Source organism: Thermosynechococcus sp. M3746_W2019_013 (genome assembly GCF_015296045.1).
Taxonomy (GTDB): Bacteria; Cyanobacteriota; Cyanobacteriia; order Thermosynechococcales; family Thermosynechococcaceae; genus Thermosynechococcus.
This window is the reverse complement of the sequence record NZ_DVDW01000005.1, coordinates 1-21196: the sequence shown is the minus strand read 5'-3', so window position 1 is coordinate 21196 and position 21196 is coordinate 1. Positions and strand designations below refer to the sequence as shown.

16 protein-coding genes and 1 pseudogene are annotated in these 21196 nt (G+C 54.1%); 6 read left to right on the top strand and 11 right to left on the bottom strand.

Going from position 1 to position 21196, the window contains the following annotated elements:
• Positions 1–15 precede the first annotated feature (15 nt).
• From IGQ16_RS00605 to IGQ16_RS00595, 3 genes are all read right to left on the bottom strand, one after another.
• Positions 16–852: a sulfurtransferase gene (locus tag IGQ16_RS00605; RefSeq protein ID WP_041429206.1), complete on the bottom strand. Its 837-nt coding sequence runs from the start codon at positions 850–852 to the stop codon at positions 16–18.
• Between the two features lie 6 nt (positions 853–858).
• Positions 859–2010 (bottom strand): NAD-dependent epimerase/dehydratase family protein, encoded by a 1152-nt coding sequence (locus IGQ16_RS00600; protein ID WP_041429804.1) that lies wholly within the window; start codon positions 2008–2010, stop codon positions 859–861.
• A gap of 93 nt (positions 2011–2103) precedes the next feature.
• Positions 2104–3117, bottom strand: coding sequence for a hypothetical protein (locus IGQ16_RS00595; protein WP_297059840.1), 1014 nt, complete (start codon positions 3115–3117; stop codon positions 2104–2106).
• 486 nt (positions 3118–3603) lie between these two features.
• Between IGQ16_RS00595 and IGQ16_RS00590 the strand changes: the two genes are divergently transcribed.
• The 4 genes from IGQ16_RS00590 (at position 3604) to purN (ending at position 9264) form a co-directional block, all read left to right on the top strand.
• Positions 3604–5280 (top strand): DUF3685 domain-containing protein, encoded by a 1677-nt coding sequence (locus tag IGQ16_RS00590; protein WP_024125448.1) that lies wholly within the window; start codon positions 3604–3606, stop codon positions 5278–5280.
• A 267-nt stretch (positions 5281–5547) separates the two neighbouring features.
• Positions 5548–7305 (top strand): iron uptake porin, encoded by a 1758-nt coding sequence (locus IGQ16_RS00585; RefSeq protein WP_297059838.1) that lies wholly within the window; start codon positions 5548–5550, stop codon positions 7303–7305.
• A gap of 92 nt (positions 7306–7397) precedes the next feature.
• Positions 7398–8633 carry a S41 family peptidase gene (locus IGQ16_RS00580; RefSeq protein ID WP_024125446.1) on the top strand — a complete coding sequence of 412 codons (1236 nt, stop codon included), beginning with the start codon at positions 7398–7400 and terminating at the stop codon, positions 8631–8633.
• A complete protein-coding gene (purN, locus tag IGQ16_RS00575) occupies positions 8623–9264 on the top strand; it encodes a phosphoribosylglycinamide formyltransferase (protein WP_225871810.1) in 642 nt (213 codons plus the stop codon). The genes IGQ16_RS00580 and purN overlap by 11 nt, the downstream gene beginning before the upstream one ends.
• 66 nt (positions 9265–9330) lie before the next feature.
• On the opposite strand, the gene IGQ16_RS00570 is transcribed toward purN, so the two are convergent.
• A complete protein-coding gene (locus IGQ16_RS00570) occupies positions 9331–10497 on the bottom strand; it encodes an aminotransferase class V-fold PLP-dependent enzyme (RefSeq protein WP_297059834.1) in 1167 nt (388 codons plus the stop codon).
• A 158-nt stretch (positions 10498–10655) separates the two neighbouring features.
• Between IGQ16_RS00570 and IGQ16_RS00565 the strand changes: the two genes are divergently transcribed.
• On the top strand, positions 10656–11276 hold the full coding sequence (locus IGQ16_RS00565) for a hypothetical protein (RefSeq protein WP_297059833.1): 621 nt from the start codon (positions 10656–10658) through the stop codon (positions 11274–11276).
• An 83-nt stretch (positions 11277–11359) separates the two neighbouring features.
• Here IGQ16_RS00565 and ruvX read toward each other — a convergent pair whose 3' ends face one another.
• The gene (gene ruvX, locus IGQ16_RS00560) at positions 11360–11815 is read right to left on the bottom strand and encodes a Holliday junction resolvase RuvX (RefSeq protein ID WP_297059832.1); all 456 of its coding nucleotides are present in this window, start codon (positions 11813–11815) and stop codon (positions 11360–11362) included.
• A 90-nt stretch (positions 11816–11905) separates the two neighbouring features.
• Between ruvX and ileS the strand changes: the two genes are divergently transcribed.
• A complete protein-coding gene (gene ileS / locus IGQ16_RS00555; protein ID WP_297041276.1) occupies positions 11906–14767 on the top strand; it encodes an isoleucine--tRNA ligase in 2862 nt (953 codons plus the stop codon).
• 44 nt (positions 14768–14811) lie between these two features.
• Here ileS and IGQ16_RS00550 read toward each other — a convergent pair whose 3' ends face one another.
• The 6 genes and pseudogenes from IGQ16_RS00550 to IGQ16_RS00525 all read right to left on the bottom strand — a co-directional run.
• Complete coding sequence (locus tag IGQ16_RS00550; protein WP_024125440.1) at positions 14812–15045, bottom strand: DUF370 domain-containing protein; 234 nt, start codon at positions 15043–15045, stop codon at positions 14812–14814.
• Entirely contained in the window at positions 15039–18341 is a 3303-nt protein-coding gene (carB, locus tag IGQ16_RS00545; RefSeq protein ID WP_024125439.1) for a carbamoyl-phosphate synthase large subunit, read from the bottom strand. The genes IGQ16_RS00550 and carB overlap by 7 nt, the downstream gene beginning before the upstream one ends.
• A gap of 240 nt (positions 18342–18581) precedes the next feature.
• Positions 18582–19223, bottom strand: coding sequence for a type II secretion system protein J (locus IGQ16_RS00540; RefSeq protein ID WP_024125438.1), 642 nt, complete (start codon positions 19221–19223; stop codon positions 18582–18584).
• An 11-nt stretch (positions 19224–19234) separates the two neighbouring features.
• Positions 19235–19741, bottom strand: a complete 507-nt coding sequence (locus IGQ16_RS00535; protein WP_024125437.1) for a GspH/FimT family pseudopilin — start codon at positions 19739–19741, stop codon at positions 19235–19237.
• The gene (locus tag IGQ16_RS00530; protein WP_297041278.1) at positions 19719–20513 is read right to left on the bottom strand and encodes a hypothetical protein; all 795 of its coding nucleotides are present in this window, start codon (positions 20511–20513) and stop codon (positions 19719–19721) included. Before IGQ16_RS00530 ends, IGQ16_RS00535 begins: the two co-directional genes overlap by 23 nt.
• A 26-nt stretch (positions 20514–20539) precedes the next feature.
• A pseudogene (locus IGQ16_RS00525) lies at positions 20540–21196 on the bottom strand (hypothetical protein); the annotation flags it as partial.

Sequence of the window (21196 nt, the reverse complement as noted above, 5' to 3'; positions counted from 1 at the left end):
AGAGGGCTTAGGCTATCATAGCGAACGGTTGTTAGGTGCCGTCAAATAGGAACACCAATCGCTCCAACTGCCTGCATAGAGTTTGGTTTGATGCAGGCCAGCGATCGCCAGCCCCAAAATATCCACACAGGCCGTTACCCCCGATCCACAATAGACAATAATTTGCTTAGCCCTAGCCAAGGGCTGCCAGTGGGCTTGCAGTTCCGCAACCGATTTGAGTCGCCCCTGCTCATTGGCGATGGCCTGCCATGGATAGTTCACCGCTCCGGGAATATGACCCGCTATCGGATCAATGGGTTCAATTTCACCGCGATAGCGACGGGGTTCGCGGGCATCCACAATCACCGTTTGGGGGTCGCCTTGAGCAGCAATCACAGCAGCGCGATCCACTACCCACTCAGGATGAGGCTGGGGCTTGAAGTTTCCCTGCCGAGGCGGTGGCACAAGGCTCGTGATGGCATGGCCCGCTGCTACATAGGTGCGATAGCCACCATCGAGGACCGCCACGCGATCGTGTCCCAACCAGCGCAAGAGCCACCAGCAGCGAGCAGCATAGGCAAACCGCGAATCATCATAGGCCACCACTAGCGTTTCTGGAGTGACCCCCATTTGGTTGAGCCGTACTGCTAATTTCTCGGGATCGGGCAAAGGATGACGCCCGCCATGTTCTTGCCGGGGGCTAGAGAGATCCTGCTCTAGGTCAAGATAATAAGCGCCCGGTAGGTGTCCCTGGGCATACTCCCGTTGCCCCCGCGTCGTGTCCATAAGGTCAAAGCGGCAGTCCACAATCACAACGCTTGGATCTGCCAAATGCTCAGCCAGCCAAGACGCCGTTACAGCATAGGGAGTCATCACAGCTTAGGCGCGCCACTTCACTTTCGGGAGAATGTGGTTGACATCCACCCGGTCTTTGTATTTGATGGCAAAGTTCAAGAGTGAGTCAAGGAGGGAATCCGACAGATAGTGGGGCTGTAGTCCCAAATCCAGCAGCTTGGTGTTTTTGGCGTTGAAGTAGTGCTCTTCTTTTTCAACGCGGGGGTTTTCGAGGTGTTGGATTTCCACCTTGAGGCCAAGGGCTTTACCCGCTTCTTGGACCTTGTGGGCAAGGTCACCGACACTAAATTGTTCGGTGAATTGGTTAAGGACGCGGAATTCACCCGGCGCTGCTGGATTGTTAACGGCCAACTCAATACAGCGCACCGTATCGCGAATGTCTAAGAAACCGCGAGTTTGCCCCCCCTTGCCATAAACCGTCAGTGGATGGCCAATGGCAGCTTGAATGCAGAAGCGATTGAGGGCGGTGCCAAAGATACCGTCGTAGTCAAGGCGGTTAATCAACAGTTCATCCATGCCCGTTTCTTCGGTGAGGACGCCATAAACCACCCCTTGGTTCAAATCGGTGGCTCGCAAGCCCCAGGTGCGGCAGGCAAAGTGGATATTGTGACTATCGTGAACTTTACTGAGGTGATAGAAGCTACCGGGCTGCTTGGGATAGGGCAATGTATCTTTGCGACCATTGTGTTCAATGGTGATGTAGCCCTCTTCAATGTCAATGTTGGGGGTGCCGTATTCACCCATCGTACCCAGTTTGACAAGATGGCAGTCGGGATTGTGGGTATGGATGGCGTACAGCAGGTTGAGGGTGCCGACAACGTTATTGACTTGGGTGAAGACGGCGTGTTCACGATCAATCATGGAGTAAGGGGCAGAGCGCTGTTCACCAAAGTGGACAATTGCCTCCGGCTGAAACTCGAGCATGGCGCGCTCAAGGAAGTGATAGTTACAAATATCGCCAATATAAAGGCCAATCCTTTTGCCAGTGAGATCCTGCCAGCGTTGCAGACGGTGCTGAATGGGGGCGATCGGCGTGAGGGTTTCCACACAAAGTTCAGCATCCCAATGCCGCCGAATTAGGCTATCCAAAATTGCAACATCATGACCCCGATTCGAAAGGTACAGGGCTGTCGCCCAGCCACAATAGCCATCACCGCCAATTACAAGGACTCTCATGCTAACCGTGCTCAAATCAATAACTACTCCGCCAGCCATAACATGGCTTCCATACCACGTTACCAGTAATGGGGACTTCGTTGATCCACTGGCTTAGAATTCAGGGGGAGAATTGGGGCCACGAGTTTCACCCTCAGAAAAGATATGTACTTTAACGGTTTGTCCCGCCAGGTCAATTTGCACAATATCGCCAGAGAGAAAATCTAGGGCCTCTAATAGCGCCTGTAATTGTGGCGTGCTGGCACCCGTTTCTTGGTAGAGGCGATCGCTCAGATGGCTGAGGCGCTGCCAGGTGGTATAAAGCCGAGCAATGGTACTTTCCAGTTGCGCTGCCTGCTGCAGGAGATCGACAACGGTTTGTAGTTGCTCAAGGCGCTGGGCTTCGATCAGGACCTGTTCCAAGTCCACCGGGTGAGCGTTGAGGGCTTGAATTTGGGGGGCGGCCTCAAGATAGCGGCTGAGTTGGCGAGCTGTTGCCGTGATTTCCTTAATAGTTTCCACGCTGGGGTCGCTAGCGAGGGCTTGGGAGAGTTCCTGCTGCTGCTGGGGGGGAAGCTTTTCTAGCTCTTTGACCAGGGGGGCGAGGTAGCGGGGGGCAAGGGTGCGATCGCTGGCCTTTTGGCGTACCACTGGCGGTAGAAAAGCAGAGTGCAGGGCAGTCCATTCCTCTTGCAGTTGACGCACTTCGCGGTGGGTAATGCGATCGCCAGCTGCTGCTGCTTGGGTAATCAGGGCCTGCACCTCGGGATCCGCTGCGGCAGTTTCCAAAAAGGCGCGTTTACTAAAACGAGAAATGGCTTCAGGGGGTAGGGGGCGTTCCTTGAGCAATTCATCGGCGCGATCGGCCAACTGCATCAAATCATAGGCACGGCGTTTAGTAATCTCCTGTTCCTGGAGCCACTGCCGAAAGCCGATGCCCTGCTCATCTCCTTGACGGCGATAGCGATCGCGCACTGTCCGTAGAATTTGCCCCCGCCAGATCTCCGTTTGCAGGTCAAAGCGCTCACACACCTGCCACGCTTGGCGCACCTGTTGGAAAAATTCCTCCTCAGACAGGGGGGTATCTGCAGCCGGAATCGGCAAAACAAAGTCAGGCGTTGGCTCCATCGGTCGGAGAAAACCACAGCTTCAGCAGTATAGCCTATTGCCCACAGGGGCGATAACCACCCTACCTTCTGAAGGGTTAGGAGAAAAAACCATGATGGCTGTAGCCTTGGAAACAGAGATCAGGCATCTCACCCCTGCCCCTGACTGAGCTCAAGAAGAGATAGCAATCGGAATCGCAGGCCAACGTTTTTTGACTATCGCCAGATTCCAACCCCTCAGGAATATCTACTCATTAACCCAAAGCGCCCCTGTGTCGAGCAATACGTGCGGCAAGCTGAAAATCAATGGCTGCTAACGGTTTGGCAAGGAATTTCCCAGAAACTACCGCTGCCCTCCCTCCAGATAGCCCTAAAGATCTCCATGCTGGCGTTGAGTTAAGTGGGTGCCAAACATTGTGGAATTGTTTATCAGGGGGGTTCTCGGTCAATATCTGAATAGTCCTGAATAGTCCCTTACCACCCCCACCAAAGTCTCCACCAAAGGCCCATGACTCCTACCACTGCTGATGCCTCCCCGACTTTTGGCCTGATTATTGTCGAAGGAGAAGATGTTATCCGCCTTGGCCTCTGGACAGGCATTCGACAGCAGTTGGGAATTGAGCCGCTGGTCTTTCACGATGGCCACAGCCTAATCACCTATCTGGAAAACACGCCCCTCGATGAGGAACGCACGCCTTGGATTGTTCTCTGTGATGCCCAACTCACGGTCAATGATGCCACCACCCCTTGGCTGTGGCAGTGGCTGAAACAACACTATCCTGCCCTGCGGATCATTCTCACCGTCCGACCCGCTGCCCTTGAGTTAGTCTCCCTTGCTCAACAGGCCGCTGTCGAAGGCATTTACCATCGCAATACGGCGCTGAGTGATCTGTTGGCGGGAATTCTGGCCATTGCCCAAGGGGAAATCGTTCACACAGTAACGCCCCCGAAGCCGCCTTTGAGGGTGCTGTTTCCCAATCCGTGGGATCGTTGGCGGTACCAGGTTCTCCAGCAAGGACTGGGGGAAATGGATGCATGGTTGCAGGCTTTGGATCAGCATCTGGGTCGGGCGAGCCTGTCGCCCCTTGAACGGCTTGTGTGTGAAGGCCGCCATCGGGAAATTCGGGCCGCCCGCTGGTTGGTGTCCCGTTTCCTGCCACAGCCAAGTCAAACACCCCTTAGGCCGGTGGCATCCCCCGTGCGTCCGCAGATTGAAATCATTTCCCAACTGGTGGATCGCTGCTTACAACGGCTGCAGTCGGATCTGTTGAACCTAACATCGCAGCCTTTGGAGCTAGAGGTGCTCATCCTCCAACAGCGGCGGGAACTGCTCTATACTATCCTGCGGCAGTGGGATGTCCTGGTGCGCACTCTACAAGCGACACCCCCTAGTATTGAATTTCTGCACCAGCGGGGCAACCCCCTACTACAGGACCTGTGGGAGCAGAGCCTGCGGGAGTTTTTTCGTCCCTATCGTTTTGCCCTCGGCAGTAACGCCGACCTCATTGAGGAATTGCTCACAGAAAGGGAAACCGTGGTCAGCGTGTATCTGAAGCGAATCCCGTTTGTGGCGGAGATGCTGGCTCATTTACTGGTCCAGCAGCCCCTCACCCTCCATCAGCAAACCTATCGCTACGGCACCGCTGCGGCCTTAGAGATCCTCGATGCCCTCCTTGATCACTGGTTGCTCACTATTGCCAATGGCATCGTCTATCCACTCCTGAATCGGTGTTGCTATAGCGCGGTGATTCAGCAGACATTTTTCCAGTCGCAATACATCTCAACGCGGGAAATAGAACGCTTTCGCAACGCTCTCTCTTGGCATTACCGCTGGCAATGTTGGGTCAAGGAACCGCAAAACATCTTTGAAAGTCGCTTGGTTTTACTGCGGCTAACGGAGCGAGGGATTCAGGAACTGGCGCTGACTGTCCCCCGTCAAAAGGAACTGATGCAACTAGAAGGGATTCCCTACGCTCTGACCTTGGCTCTTGAGGCTCGCGATGCTTTAGCCCCCCCAGTGCGTGCAGTGGTGGCTTGGGTCGGCAAGGGGGTGGTCTATCTGCTGACGCAGGTGATTGGTCGCGGTTTGGGGCTGATTGGCCGAGGCATTTTGCAGGGAATTGGTCAATCCGTTGGCAGTGGCTGGAGTCGCGCTGAAGCCCAAAAAAATTCATCTAAACCTTGAAGCAGCCTATTCTTAAACCACTTCTAACCTTGAGATAACCTTGAGCCAACAAATACGGTGTTAGAATTTGGCTGTTAATTAACTATCCCTATCCTTTAGGGGATAGTTTCTATGAGATGCGCTAAAGTCTCTGTCGGTAAGTCTGATAGCTCAGCCTACTAGCAGATGGATAACTTTAGCGCTCATCTCGGTTAGGATGAACAAAATCTATTCTTAGGGATTCATTCCCTAGGAGAAGCTCATTGAGGAGTGAAGGAGTACAGTGTTATGTCCCGTATTTTCCTAGGCTTGGCCTTGGCCTCCCCTGCTGTGTTGTTAGGAACCTTTGTAGGGTCGGCTATGGCAGCCGATACTGTAGCGGCTAATTCTGGTGGTGCACAGTTGCCAGCCCCAACCGCAGCGGCTGAATCCTTAACCCCGCTGCCCCAAAACACGACGTTAATTGCTCAGAACCACGGTAACAAGCTGCCCCTACCCTCGGTGGCGAATCTAAAGGTAGATGATGCTGCCACCTCCACTATGGGGCAAGTGACTTCTGTGTCCCAGCTTTCGGATGTCAGCCCCACCGATTGGGCCTATCAAGCCTTGGCGTCACTGGTAGAGAAATACGGCTGTATTGCCGGCTATCCCGATGGCACTTTCCGGGGTAATCGGGCAGCCACCCGTTATGAAATGGCTGCGGCTTTGAACGCCTGCTTGGACGTGATCAGCGATCGCTTTGCCACCAAGGAAGACCTCGCCACCCTGCGGCGCCTGATGGATGAGTTCAAGGCTGAATTGGCGACCCTGCGCGGTCGGGTAGATAAGCTAGAGGCTCGCACTGCTCAGTTGGAAGCACGGCAATTTGCAACCCTCACGAAACTCAATGCCACGGTAATTTTCAACATTTCAGATGTGTTGACGGATGGCCAAGCGCTGCGTCCCGGAGCACCTGGACCTCAAGCAACATTCCAGAGCAACGTTGTTGCTAACACCCGCGTACGCCTGAACTTTGATACCAGCTTCTACGGCAAAGACCGTCTGCGGTTGCGGTTGCAGGCAGCCAATATTACTCCCTACTCAGCATTAACGAATACCAACATGGGGCGCCTCGGCTATGATGGCAATAACAATAACCAATTTGAGCTGCAAAAAGCATTCTACAGCTTCCCGGTGACCTCTCGGGGTCAGATGATTCTTGACTTTGTAGGGGGTGAGTTCAACGACAACATCAATAACTTCAATCCCTTCCTACAATCCAGTGACACCGGTGCCCTGTCTCGCTTTGGCCGCTTTAACCCCATCTACCGCGCAGGCAGCGCTGCCAATGCGGCGGGCGTGACCTTTAAGTACAACGTTCTGCAAAACAAAAAGCGCGGTACGGGCGTTACCCTTAACGTGGGCTACCTTGCCCCAAATGCAAATGCTCCCGATGCAAACGCTAACAATGGTTTGAATGGCTTCTTTGACGGTGCCTATGCGGCTCTGGCGCAGGTGGATGTTCAACCCATTAAGAATTTAGCCCTCGGGGTCACCTACGTCCACTCCTACGGTTTAGATCCCTTTGGGGGTACAGGGAGTTCGCTTGCGCGCTCTGCAGCGAATCCGCTTAATCTTGGTGTGGCTGCTCAGGCGGCTGATTCAGTGGGTTTCCAGTTTACCTACCGGCCGATTAAGCAGTTGAATCTGGCAGGCTGGGCTGGCTACGCCAACGTCTATCAGGTGCGACTGGCAGGACCACGGCGCGAAGCGGAGATCGTCAACTGGGCTATTACCTTTGCTTCGCCAGACCTCTGGCGCAAGGGCGACTTGGCGGGCTTGGTCTTTGGTCAGCCGCCGCAGCTCATCAGCATTACCAATGTCCCGGGTGTTCCTGGAGAGAGCTACACTCAGTTTAATTCCTATCACCTAGAGGGCTTTTACCGCTTTGCCGTCTCCAAGAATCTCTCGGTGACGCCGGGGGTAATTGCCATTTTTAACCCCAACAGTAACTCAAATAACGATGCCATTGTTGTGGGTGCTATCCGCACGACCTTTAGCTTCTAGCTTTTAATGCCTTCCCCCTCCCCGTGAGGGGGATTTTTTATGGGGGAACGATAGAATAAATAGGAGCGAGGCGTTTTAGATGGATTTGGCGGGTGAAACACTGGGCACTTTTGGGAGTGGGTGTTGCGCTATTGGGGATGCCGCCAGCAGTGGCGGGTACCTCTACGCTCAAGGATGCCCCCAAGGCCTTGGTGGATGAGGCGTGGCAAATTATCTATAGAAGCTATCTAGATCGCAGCTTTAATCGTCTTGACTGGCAGGCCCTTCGTCAGGAATTGCTCTCCCGATCCTATGGCGATCGCGAAGCTGCCTATCGGGTGATTCAGCAAACCCTTGTCCGTCTCAATGATCCCTACACCCGCTTTCTGCCCCCTCAAGAGTACCGTCAACTGCTCCTGCAAACCCAAGGCCAGCAGGTGGATGTGGGTCTTGCCCTCGTGGAGTCGGGGGAACTCTTTCGCATTCAGGCCATTGAAGCGGGGTCGGTGGCGGCCAGGGCCGATCTGAAGGTGGGGGATGAAATTCTAGCTATCAATGGTCGTAGTAGCGATCGCTTAACATTGGAGCGGGCCACATTGATGCTGCGGGGGCCGGCGGGCAGCAAGTTGCATCTGCTGGTGCGCCGTGAGGGCAGGCCTCAACCCTTTAGTGTTGAATTGACGCGCGCTGGCGAGATTCCCCGTACGGTGAATTTTCAAATCCTCAACTCTCCCCGTGTGGGCTACATCCGCCTCAGTGGTTTTAATAGCCGCTCCCATCAACAGATGCAAGAGGCGATCGAAATCTTACAACGGGAGAAGGTGCAAGGCTTTATCCTGGATCTGCGCCATAATCCGGGCGGACTCCTCGAAGCAGGGATTGAAATTAGCCGCCAATGGCTGGATTCTGGGGTAATCGTGCGCATTCAACAAAACCAGCGGGAAGAGACGATTCGTGCCCGCCAACGTGCCTTGACTCAGTTGCCCCTTGTGGTTTTAGTGAATCAGGCCTCTGCCAGTGCCAGTGAAATTTTGGCGGGTGCTTTGCAGGATCAGGGGCGAGCAGTCGTTGTGGGCACGCCTACATTTGGTAAGGTGCGCGTCCAAGCGGTTCATGAACTGGGGGATGGGTCTGCCCTCCTGGTGACGGTGGCGCGCTATCTGACCCCCAAGGGTCGGGATATTACAGGGGCGGGCATCACTCCCGATGTGCTGGTGACGGGCGATCCCAGGAGCGATCTGGAATTGCGCCTCAATCCTAACTTGGTGGCACGACCCACGGATCCAATGGTGGCCAAGGCTTTAGAATTATTGAACAGCGAAATCCGCCATGCCCGTCATGTCGAGTGAGGCTCTGGTTGTGCCAGCGGCACCCGAAAATACTCTTCCTTGCCGCCCCCTGCGATTGGGGGTGTTGGCCTCCGGGAGTGGGTCCAATTTTGCTGCCCTTGCGGAGGCGATCGCCGCTGGTGAACTAGCTGCCCAGATTCAAGTGTTGATTTACAACAATCCCAACGCCTTTGTGGCCGAGCGAGCAAAACAGTGGCAAATTCCTAGCGTTCTCCTTAACCATCGCCACTATCCCAACCGTGAAAGTCTGGATGCCGCTATTGTCGAAACCCTCAAGGCCTATGAAGTAGAGTGGGTGGTCATGGCCGGTTGGATGCGCATTGTTACACCGGTACTGCTGAATGCCTATCCCCAGCGGGTCATTAACCTGCATCCTAGTTTGCTGCCCAGTTTTCGCGGGCTGCATGCCGTTGAGCAGGCCCTTGCTGCTGGCGTCAAGATTACGGGCTGTACGGTACATCTGGTGGCAGAGGAAGTGGATAGTGGCCCGATTTTGGTTCAGGCAGCGGTGCCTGTTCTCCCCGATGATACCCCTGCAACCCTCCATGCCCGCATTCAAGTCCAGGAGCATCGCATTCTCAAGCAGGCGATCGCTGACATTGCCGCACGGCAAGCACAATTTTCCTGTTGAGCTTTGGCCAATAGGGTAGGTCATTGGAGAATCGCTCTAATTCAATTCTTTCAATTCCTCAGCTTCCTAAGGATGATTCTGAAGCCACCGTTCTAGGCCAGCAACAAAGCGATCGCTCTCCTCCGGCAACGTAAAGTAATGGACACAGGCACGCACCGAGGGAGGATAGAGCAATTCCCGCACCAAGATATTCTCTGCCTCAAGGTCTTGTACCAATTGGCGATGCTGACCATTGGCCAGCTGAAAGGCTACCAAGCCGGAGGGGGGCGGCACAGGACTAAGACAGGTCAAACCCACCATACCCCGTAACCGTTGCCAGAGGTGATGGCTCAGCTCACAAATGCGCTCATATCGCCCTTGGGCGGTCCCCCATTGATCATGCACTCGCAGGGCAGTCATTAGCCCCGGTACCAAGGAAAAGGCGGTTGTGGCCACCTCAAAGCGACTGGCATCCTCCTTCCAGCCCGCCGGTTGGGCATTACGGGTCTGATGAATGCTGCGCCAGCCAATAAAGGTGGGTTCCAATGTGGCTAGGCGATCGCGCCGAATATAGAGCCCTCCGAGTCCTGCGGGCCCACAGCACCACTTGTGTCCCGTAAAGGCATAGTAATCTACGCCCAAGGCTGGTAAATTTAGGGGTACCATGCCGACACTTTGGGCGCCATCCGCCAAGACTTGGATGCCGCGACGGTGGCAAACGTCAACAATCTTCTCCAACGGCAACAGTTTCCCTGTATTCCACAGCAAATGACTGAGGACGACTAAGCGGGTGCGGGGGTGGAGTTGGGCTTCAATGGCGGCTACTTCATCGTCACACCACGGCCAAAAGGCAACCCGATCCACAACCACCCCCAATCGCCGCGCCAATTGCTCGGTAATCGCCACTACCCCCGGATGCTCACAGTTGGAAATCAGCAGATGATCACCCGCTTGCCAGTTGAGGCCCCACAAAACAATGTTGCAGCCAGTGGTAACCGAATCGGTGAGGGCAATCGTTTCTGGGGTTGTTCCCAATAGCTGTGCTAGGGCTGTGCGCAGGCTGTGCAGTTGTTGGCTTAACCACGGAAAGACCCGATTGGCAAAGGGACCCTGTTGTTGAATGTGGCGATCGCTTTCGCGAATAGCCTGCCAGGTGTCTTGGTGCAGCGGCCCTTGACCCCCATAGTTGAGGTAGATCTTATTCAGTAGGGCAGGGTAGGTGTCATGATAGGCGCGCAGTGTTTCTAGGTTCATTGAGAGTTATTTCAAAGGAAAGTGATAGATAGATGCTACCGCAAAGGATTTAAAAGGATTTAAGATAAAAGATATTTTCTAAGTTCCCTTTTCATTTCCTCACTCAAGGTGCGCAGCTTTCAAGCAAGGCCCAGTAAATTAATCCCGTCAATCAAGCAATGACAAAGCCATACACCCCTGAAGATGTTTGGCGATTATTAGGGGAGCTGTTAGAAGCTCAAAAGGAAACCGAACGTCGCTTTCAAGAAACGGAACGCCGCTTTCAAGAAACGGATCGGCGATTTCAGGAAACTGACCGACGTTTCCAAGAAACGGAGCGATTGCTGCGGGAAGAAGCTCGTCAACTCAACCAGCAACTGGGGAAACTGGGCAATCGTCTAGGAGAGTTTGTGGAATGGCAGGTACGACCAGCGGTACTACGTTTATTTCAAAGTCGAGGGATTGCCGTCTCTCAACTTTACAGCGATGTCATTCTCCAAGATGGCAACGAGAGTTTAGAAGTTGATCTGCTGGTGGTCAATACAGATGAAGCGGTTCTCGTCGAGGTAAAAACGAAACTGAGCCAAGGGGATGTGGATGAGCATCTAGAGCGCATTGCTAAATTTCGTCATTTGGCTCACCAGTATCGTGACACCAGACTCTTGGGAGCAGTGGCGGGGATGATTGTGCCGCCTGAGGTAGCTCGCTATGCCTATCGGCAGGGATGGTTTGTGTTGGCACAGTCGGGAGACGGGGTGGTGATTCTCAATGATACGCAGTTTCAGCCCCGTGCATGGTAGCTCAGTTGTGGATCGTGCCCAGTCATTTGGGAATATATAAATTAATTACAATAAAATTACAACAGTTACAAATTAATTATCAGTTATAGCTGCGGGTCAGGGGGTGCCAGTGTTGATCTTGCGGTTTGCAAACGGGTATCGAGCCATTGTTGCAAAATCAGGGCAGCGGCAATTTGATCCACTAAATCCTTGTGCTGACGGGGCGATCGCCGGCGTTGTTTAAGGATTTCCTCCGCTTGAAAGGAGGTGAGCCGCTCATCTACATATTCCACCGGCAAGTTCAAGGCTGCGCCAATTTTTGCCGCCAAATGTTGCACCTGGCGGGCCTGGGAACCCAATTGACCATCCAGGGTGTAGGGCAAGCCCACAATTAACTTTTCCACCCCTCGCTCTTGACAAATCTGCCGAAGCTGCGCCACATCACTGGCAAAATTGCGGCGATGAATCGTTGTAATGCCTGCGGCCAACTGCCCCAGGCGATCGCACCCGGCCACGCCAATACGCTTGCGCCCCAGATCCAAGCCTAGAACGGAAATCATCCTTGAGTGAATCAGAACAGTTCCCCTACAATTGAATCCATTGCCAAGTTTTTCTTGCCCTGAAACAATCATACCCCGCTGTACCCACCCATGACTGATGCGACCCCCGACTACAAAGACACCGTCAACTTGCCCCAAACCACGTTTGAAATGCGGGCAAATGCAGCAACACGGGAACCCCAATTGCAGGCCTTTTGGGCACAGCACCAAATTTATGAAACGCTTCAGCAAAGGAATCCGGGGGAGGTCTTTATTCTTCACGATGGCCCCCCCTATGCCAATGGCGCCCTCCACATTGGCCATGCCCTCAATAAAATTCTCAAGGACATCATCAACAAGTACCAACTGCTGCGGGGACGCAAGGTTCACTACCGCCCTGGCTGGGACTGCCACGGCCTACCCATTGAACTCAAGGTGCTGCAAAACCTGAAACCGGAACAGCGGGCGCAGCTAACGCCCCTCACTCTCCGCCAACAGGCCAAGGAATTTGCCCTCAAAACCGTCGCCGAGCAAAAGCAGAGCTTCCAGCGCTATGGGGTTTGGGGCGACTGGGCACACCCCTATCTGACGCTTACCCCCGACTATGAGGCCGCCCAAATCGGTGTCTTTGGCGAAATGGTGCTGCGGGGCTATATCTATCGCGGCCTGAAACCGGTGCACTGGAGTCCCAGCTCAAAAACTGCCCTCGCCGAAGCCGAACTGGAATATCCCGAAGGGCACACCTCCCGCAGTCTGTATGCCGCTTTTGAGGTGATTGAGCTGCCCCAGGGGCTAGCCAAGGCTTGGTATCAAGCCCTAGGGAAATTGGGGGTTGCCATTTGGACAACAACCCCCTGGACGATTCCGGCGAACTTGGCTGTGAGTGTCAATCCCGATCTCACCTATGCCCTTGTGGAGGCTAAGCCCAGTGGCCGCTACAAGTATTTAATTGTTGCCAAGGCTCTCGTAAAGCGGCTGAGTGACATCCTTGGTGGCATGCTCACGGTGGTGGCCACCGCCAAAGGGGCTGACTTGGAAAATGCGCGCTATCGCCATCCCCTCTTTGAGCGCGAGGGCAAAATTGTTATTGGCGGTAACTATGTGACCACGGAATCGGGCACCGGTCTGGTGCACACTGCTCCTGGCCATGGCTTAGAAGACTATGCTGTCGGTCAGCGCTACGGTTTGCCAATCCTGTCGCCGGTGGATGAGAATGGCTGCTTTACGGCGGAAGCAGGACCATTTGCCGGTCTCAATGTTCTCCAGGAAGGCAATGAAGCGGTCATTGCGGCTTTGCAGGAGTGTGGGGCGCTCCTAAAGGAGGAACCCTATGTGCATAAGTATCCCTATGACTGGCGGACAAAGAAACCCACTATCTTCCGCGCCACGGAACAGTGGTTTGCTTCCGTTGAGGGCTTTCGCGATGCGGCACTCAGGGCGATCGCTGAGGTGAAGTGGATTCCTGCCCAAGGGGAAAACCGCATTACGGCAATGGTGGCGGAGCGGTCCGATTGGTGTATTTCGCGTCAGCGCAGTTGGGGCGTGCCCATCCCCGTCTTTTATGACAAAGAAACCGGGGAACCCCTGCTAACAGCAGAAACCATTGCCCATGTGCAAGCCATTATTCGCGATCGCGGGTCCGATGCTTGGTGGGAACTCTCCGTTGCTGAATTGCTTCCCGAATCCCTGCGAGATCAAGCGGATCGCTACGAAAAGGGAACGGACACCATGGATGTCTGGTTTGACTCCGGAACCTCTTGGGCAGCGGTTCTCGGCGATCAGCAGGCAGACCTCTACCTCGAAGGCTCTGATCAGCACCGCGGCTGGTTCCAATCCTCATTGCTGACACGGGTTGCCGTTAAAGGTCAAGCTCCCTACAAGGCCGTCCTGACCCACGGCTTTGTCCTCGATGAGCAGGGGCGAAAAATGAGCAAGTCCCTCGGCAATGTCACGGATCCCCGCGAAGTGATCGAGGGGGGTAAAAACCAGAAGCAAGACCCTCCCTATGGTGCCGATGTACTGCGGCTGTGGGTTTCCTCCGTGGACTACGCCAACGATGTGCCCATTGGTAAAAATATTCTCAAGCAGTTGGCGGACGTCTATCGCAAGATTCGTAACACGGCTCGCTTTCTCCTAGGGAATCTCCACGACTTTAACCCCAATCAGGATGCCATTCCCTATGCTCAACTGCCGGCCTTGGATCGCTATATGCTGCATCGACTGCACGAAGTCTTCAGTGAAGTGACTGCGGCCTTTGATAGCTTTCAGTTCTATCGCTTTTTCCAAACCATTCAAAATCTTTGTGTTGTTGATCTTTCGAACTTTTATCTCGATATTGCCAAGGATCGGTTGTACATCAGTGCCGCCACGAGCGATCGCCGCCGCAGTTGTCAAACCGTACTTGCCATTGCCGTTCAAAACTTAGCCCGTGCCATTGCCCCAGTGCTCCCCCACTTAGCCGAGGATATTTGGCAGCATTTACCCTTCAAAACCCCCTATCTTTCAGTGTTTCAAAGTGGTTGGGTAGAGCTTCCGGCCCAGTGGCACGATCCGGGGCTAGCTAGTGAGTGGCAACACCTGCGGCAATTGCGCCTCGAAGTGAACAAGGTGCTCGAACAGGCCCGTGCAGAAAAGCTGATTGGCTCTTCTTTGGAGGCAAAAGTGTGGCTCTACATTGCCGATTCTGAATGGCGCGATCGCCTCGCACAGATGAATCCCAGGGACGCCCTCAGGGGTAATGGGGTGGATGAACTGCGCTATCTCTTCTTGGTGTCCCAGGTGGAGCTGATGCCGCAACGGCAAGCGGTGGACGTGCCCTATGTTCTTGAAGCGGAGGGGCTATGGATTGGCGTTGGCCATGCCCAAGGTCAGAAATGTGTCCGCTGCTGGAATTATTCTGAAAGTGTGGGACAATCCGCCTTGCATCCCCAGTTGTGCGATCGCTGTGAAAGCGCCCTGCAAGGGAAATTTTAGATATCAGCTTTCGCGAGGGGGAAGTTGGCCCTTGCACACCGTGGCTAGGCGGGTGGACTGAGGCGTGCCACTAGTGTTTCAGGATGTAAGGCTGAGAGGACGATCATCTCGCCATCCAACACCAGTACGGCACGAGTTCGCCGCCCGTGGGTGGCATCAATGAGATGATGGTGCTCCCGTGCCTCAAGAATCAGGCGTTTGATCGGGGCAGAGTCAGGACTCACGATCGCCAGCAGGCGCTGCGGTGAGACGTAATTGCCAAAACCAATGTTTAGCATTCCACCCGATGGTAGTCTTGAAGTGCCCGTACCCCTAGGGTTGAGGTTTGCAGGGTTTTAATGGCGGCAGCCGTTGCCTTCGCACCGGCAATCGTCGTCACAATCGGAATTTTATAGGCAAGGGCAGTGCGACGAATCAATTGGGCATCGGTACGGGCTTCCTGACCGGAGGGTGTATTCAGAATCAGGTGAATTTGCCCATTTTTAATGGCATCGAGGACATGGGGACGCCCTTCATGGAGCTTGAGGATGAGTTCTATATTGCTCAGCCCTGCCTCAAGCAAGGCATTGCGGGTTCCTTCAGTGGCAATAATCTGAAAGCCAAGAGACTGCAACTCTTGAACCACAGGCACAATTGCTGCTTTGTCGCGATCGCCCATCGACACAAAAACGGTTCCCTGCAAAGGTAACCTTTGATTGGCTGCCAGTTGGGACTTGGCATAGGCAGCCCCAAAGGTCATATCAATCCCCATGGCCTCACCCGTGGAGCGCATTTCTGGCCCTAGCACCGTATCGGTACCGGCAAATTTTTCAAAGGGGAGGACAGCTTCCTTGACGGCGACATGGTTGGGAATCTTCTCATTGAGGAAATTGAGTTCCGCCAGGGTTTTCCCTGACATCAGCCGAGCAGCAACTTTAGCCAGGGGAATGCCGATCGCCTTCGAGACAAAGGGCACCGTCCGGGAGGCCCGCGGGTTGGCCTCCAAAATATAGACTTGCTCCCCTTGTACTGCCAGTTGGAGGTTCATCAGCCCCACCACTTTGAGCGCCTTGGCAAGGGCAATACTCCAGGTGCGGATGGTCTCCAAAACCGCAGGAGACAGCGATTGGGTGGGCAAGCTACAGGCAGAATCCCCAGAGTGAATCCCCGCTTGCTCGATGTGTTCCATAATCCCACCAATGACTACCCTGCCCGTTGCATCGGCAATGGCATCCACATCCACTTCAATTGCGTTTTCCAGATACTTATCAATGAGGATGGGTCGCTCTGGCTCCACCTGCACCGCTGCGTTCATATAGTGTTCCAGTTCCCCATTGGAATAGACAATTTCCATTGCCCGACCACCGAGCACATAACTGGGGCGCACCACCACTGGATAGCCAATCCGCTGGGCAATGCTCAGGGCTTCGGCATAACTGCGAGCAGTGCCGTTGGGGGGTTGGGGGATGTTGAGCTCCCGCAAAATTTTCTCGAAACGTTCGCGGTCCTCAGCAATATCAATGGAGTCAGGTGAAGTGCCCCAGATTTGGGTTCCGAGGCGATCGCCCTGCTGTTCAAGGTACCGTTGCAAGGGTAACGCCAGCTTGAGGGGGGTTTGACCGCCAAACTGAATAATGATGCCGACGGGCCGCTCCACTTCAATAATGTTGAGGACATCTTCCTTAGTCAGAGGTTCAAAGTAGAGGCGATCGCTGGTGTCGTAGTCAGTAGAAACCGTCTCAGGGTTGGAGTTGACCATGATGGTTTCATAGTCATCGGCCCGCAGCGCGTAGGCAGCATGGCAGCAGCAGTAATCAAATTCAATTCCTTGGCCAATGCGGTTCGGCCCTGATCCTAGAATCATCACCCGCGGCTTGCGGGGGGGCAGCACTTCCGATTGTGGCGGTAGCAGCTCAACGTCGCCGCTCTCAGGGTTAATTTGCTCCACAGGTCGCTCGTAGGTGGAGTAGTAGTAGGGGGTATAAGCCTCAAACTCGGCGGCACAGGTGTCTACAGTTTTATAGACGGGAATGACACCCAAGGATTGGCGATAGGTTCGCACCTGATCGTCAGTGGTTTTCGTAGCATAGGCAATTTGGGCATCACTAAAGCCCTGTTGCTTGATCCGCCAGAGATCATCGGCCGTGAGTTGCTCCAGTTTGCTGCGCTTAAGAAATTTCTCTGTTTCTAGGAGTCCCTGCATCTGCCGCAAAAACCACGGATCAATGGCCGTTAGTTCATAAACTTCCTCAACGGTCATCCCCAAGAGGAAGGCGTGGCGAATGGCAAAGATGCGATCTGGATTTGGCGTGCGCAGTTTCCCCCGCAGTTGCTCAAGGCTAGGGAGTTTTTCGGGGCGATCGCACCCCCAGCCGGCTCGACCTATTTCCAGCGATCGCAGGGCTTTTTGCAAGGACTCTTGGAAGGTGCGGCCAATGGCCATGGCTTCACCCACAGACTTCATTTGGGTAGTGAGGACGGGCGGGGAGCCGGGAAACTTTTCAAAGGCAAAGCGGGGAATTTTGGTAACCACATAGTCAATCGTGGGTTCAAAGCTGGCGGGAGTTTTTTGGGTAATGTCGTTGGGGATTTCCGGCAGCGTATAGCCCACAGCCAATTTTGCTGCGATTTTGGCAATGGGAAAGCCTGTTGCCTTTGAGGCCAGTGCCGAAGAACGGGAAACCCGGGGATTCATTTCAATGACAATCACTTCCCCAGTTTCGGGGTTAACAGCAAACTGAATGTTCGATCCGCCGGTCTCTACACCAATTTCACGAATAATTTTGATCGAGGCATCCCGCAGCCGCTGGTATTCTTTGTCCGTCAGGGTTTGGGCCGGGGCAACGGTGATCGAGTCGCCGGTGTGGATGCCCATGGGGTCCAGGTTCTCAATGGAGCAGATGATGACCACGTTATCAGCCATGTCCCGCATCACTTCCAGCTCGTATTCTTTCCAGCCAATGAGGGACTGCTCAATGAGAATTTGCGAGACAGGACTGGCATCGAGACCAGCAGCGGCAATTTCTTCAAATTCTTCTTGGTTGTAGGCAATGCCGCCACCGGTGCCCCCTAGGGTAAAAGCCGGTCGAATAATCAGGGGATAAACCCCAATCTCTTGGGCGATCGCCCGCGCCTCTTCCAGGGTATTGGCCAAGCCCGACGGACACACCCCCACGCCAATTCGCTGCATGGCCTCCTTAAAGAGCTTGCGATCCTCGGCCATCTCAATAGCGGGCAATTTGGCGCCAATCAACTCCACCCCATAGCGATCGAGGACACCGGATTTGGCCAGCGCTACCGCTATGTTCAGCGCCGTTTGTCCTCCCATTGTGGGCAGCAGGGCATCGGGGCGTTCAGCGGCAATGACCTTTTCCACCATTTCCGGGGTGAGCGGCTCAATGTAGGTGCGATCGGCGATCTCGGGATCCGTCATGATGGTGGCGGGGTTGGAGTTAATCAAGACCACCTCGTACCCTTCCTCGCGCAATGCCTTACAGGCTTGGGTGCCCGAATAGTCAAATTCACAGGCCTGACCAATGACAATGGGACCCGAACCAATCATGAGAATCTTTGAAATGTCGGTACGACGAGGCATAGGGACAATGCAGCCAAATAGTTTAAATGACGCCTTCCCTATCCTACACTCCCGCTTGCGATCGCGCCTGTCCTCCCCTATCAAGAATGACCAACCGGGAAACCTTTGGAGCGATCAGTGTTAGAGTTCGCTCACAATGCAAAGAGAATGAGACAAATTGCAACCTCTGCGCCAATCACTTGAACTGCCAGCGCACCGCCACTGCCCTAAAATAGGGAGTCTCAAGACTCGGCGCTGTCTCTAGGGAGTAGCAGATCCGGATCGCACCGCTGCGAGGGTATCCGCTTGGTAAACAACACCTGTTGACGCCACCAAACCAGCAATACACAGCTTGACGTTACGGTTATGCTGCACAAAAACCCGAAATCCACCCTTGTTGGTGCCACTATCAATTGCACCCGGCAAGTTATTAGTGCAGGTGGGGCTGGTGTTGGCAATGCCATCAATGAGCGCATTGGGGGTCGAATCGCCAATTTTCTGGCGATAGAGAATTATCGGGCCTCGCCACACCACACTACTCGTCTTGGGGCGAGTGTAGTAGGCCACACGAGTTGTGCTGGCCAAATTGCCGTTCTCCTGCTCCTCGAGGTTATCTGTTGGTTTTTCGATAAACATTACCAACTGGTAGCCACCACTGGGAATTGTCCAATCTGAGGGTGCCGTTGTTGAAATGCGAATGGCTGAGCGAATGTCATCGGAGATAAAGTCAAGGGCACGGCTCAGGTTCATGCGGGTAGTTGCCTGTTCTTCAATACGGCGATTGTTTTGCAGAATGGCTACCATTGCCCAACCACTCATGGCCACCACAATACCGCCAACGGCAGCCGCCACAAGTAGCTCCGTCAGTGTAAAGCCCCGATCGCCTCTGCGCCAACCTTGCATCTTGCTGCTCCTTAATTGCGCTCTCGACAGTTATCGGCAGTTGTACCCGTGGTGTCGGTTTCAACGTAATTGCCGGTGCGCATGATGCCCAACCCCAAGGAAACCACCAAACAGCGTTGAAGGGTCGGATGATTGGTGGCAGCAATCACAATCGTACCGGTACTACTGGTGCGCCCCTGAAAGCCAAACTGCACTGAGGCAGTTCCATCATTGCGACGCAGGGTCACATGTTGCAGTTGGCGCGGACCATTGGGCAGACATTGGGGTGGCTGGCCGGCAATGATGGGATTGACGCCGGTATTAATGGCTACCCGACAGGTTTGATTGCGCCGCATCGCTTCCCGCTGTGCTTCCCGCAGTGCCCCCTCTAAGCTATCAAGGGCCTGGTTGACCCGCTGCGTTTCCAGCCAATAAAGAAAGCTAGGGGTGATAGCCAGCGCTAAAATAACGGCCACCGTCAGCACAATCAGGATTTCAATCAGGGTCATGCCCTGCTTATGGACAGCGAAAAAATGCATTGGGCACCACCTCGGTTGATAGTTGAGCAACAATGCGATTCCTACTATTGCGCACAGCATAGGCCAGCTCTAAAGTTTGGAAGGGTGCTTGGGCACGGGTAGTCAGTGTGCGCGTCATCGTATACGTCTCATTGACAATGGGGCGACTATTATTGCTGCTATTCATCGGTGGAATCAAGGTTTGCAGGTAGGCGCCAAAGCCACCATCAATGCCATTGGTTTCATTGGGCTGAATCCGACAGCGGGCATAGACACGAGTCCCCACCCCCCGATAGACCCCTACTGGCGAGTCTAAGGTAATGGTGTTGGGTGTTGATATAGAGACAATGCGGCGTGTGCCCGCGTCCGAACCAATGAGAACACGATCGCCCACTCGAAACCCAGCCGTGGCTGAAGTGACCTCACAGGCACCCCTGGGCCGATACTCTGGAGGCATGGCTTGATCGTAATCGCTTTCACCAGGTGAAATGAGTGCCAGGGTTAAGGTAGTGTCACTCGGTTGAGCAGATGTTGCTAGCTTGCGTTGGGCATACTGGGTTTGGCAGAGGTCGTAGGCAACAATTTTAATATTTTCCAGATCGTCTTGGATCCAGTTGCTAGCCTCGGCAAATTTACGGGCATCGGCTTGGAAAAAGGCAGCGACAACAATGGCCTGCATTGCCGCTAGGGTAAATAGGCCAATCACCAAAATAGAAGCCAAGACCTCCCCCAGGGTAAACCCGCGCCCCCGCTGCTGCACCAGCCAGTGGAAATAGAATTTAGGATGAGCCATCAACACTGCAACACTGCCTCCAAAGTTTAGTACTGTGCTAGGCGGTTCCAGTTGCTAGCCTCTGTGGTTCGTGCCACAACAATTGAGGCATTGGCATACTGACCGCCCAAGGCTTCCGGCAGGCGATCGGGCACCCGAATTTCAGCGTTATTGGAACTTGAGCCATTCCATTCCTTGGCCCACACGGCTCCGAAAATATCGGGATTGTTACTGCCACCGTTAATCCCCACTTTATCGGGATTGTTACTGCCACCGTTAATCCCCACTTTGGCATCCGGAGCATAGACAAAGAGACTGCCGGCGGTAGCACCGCCACTGAGGGTAAATACCTGATCCGGCCTGGCATTGTCGGGATCGGGAGGATTGCCATAAATCCGTAGGCGATCCGGTGTACCTATACCCCTGGGAAGACCCATATTGGCACCGGTACCACAGGTGGAACTATCGGGGTCACAGATGTTTTGAATCGCTGCTTGACCTGTAAGGGCGATGTTGCCGCTGACATAGAGGCGGATAGCATACTTGCTGGTGTTGAACTCAACGGTTTGATTTCCGCTAAGGTTGATATCCTTAACCCAGTAGGCGTAATAGACCTTTTCAGGGTTGACTATCTTCTGCCCAGGTTGCAGGGGATCGGGGATAAAGAAGGGAATGTCGGGGTTAGGATCGATGTAGGGACGATC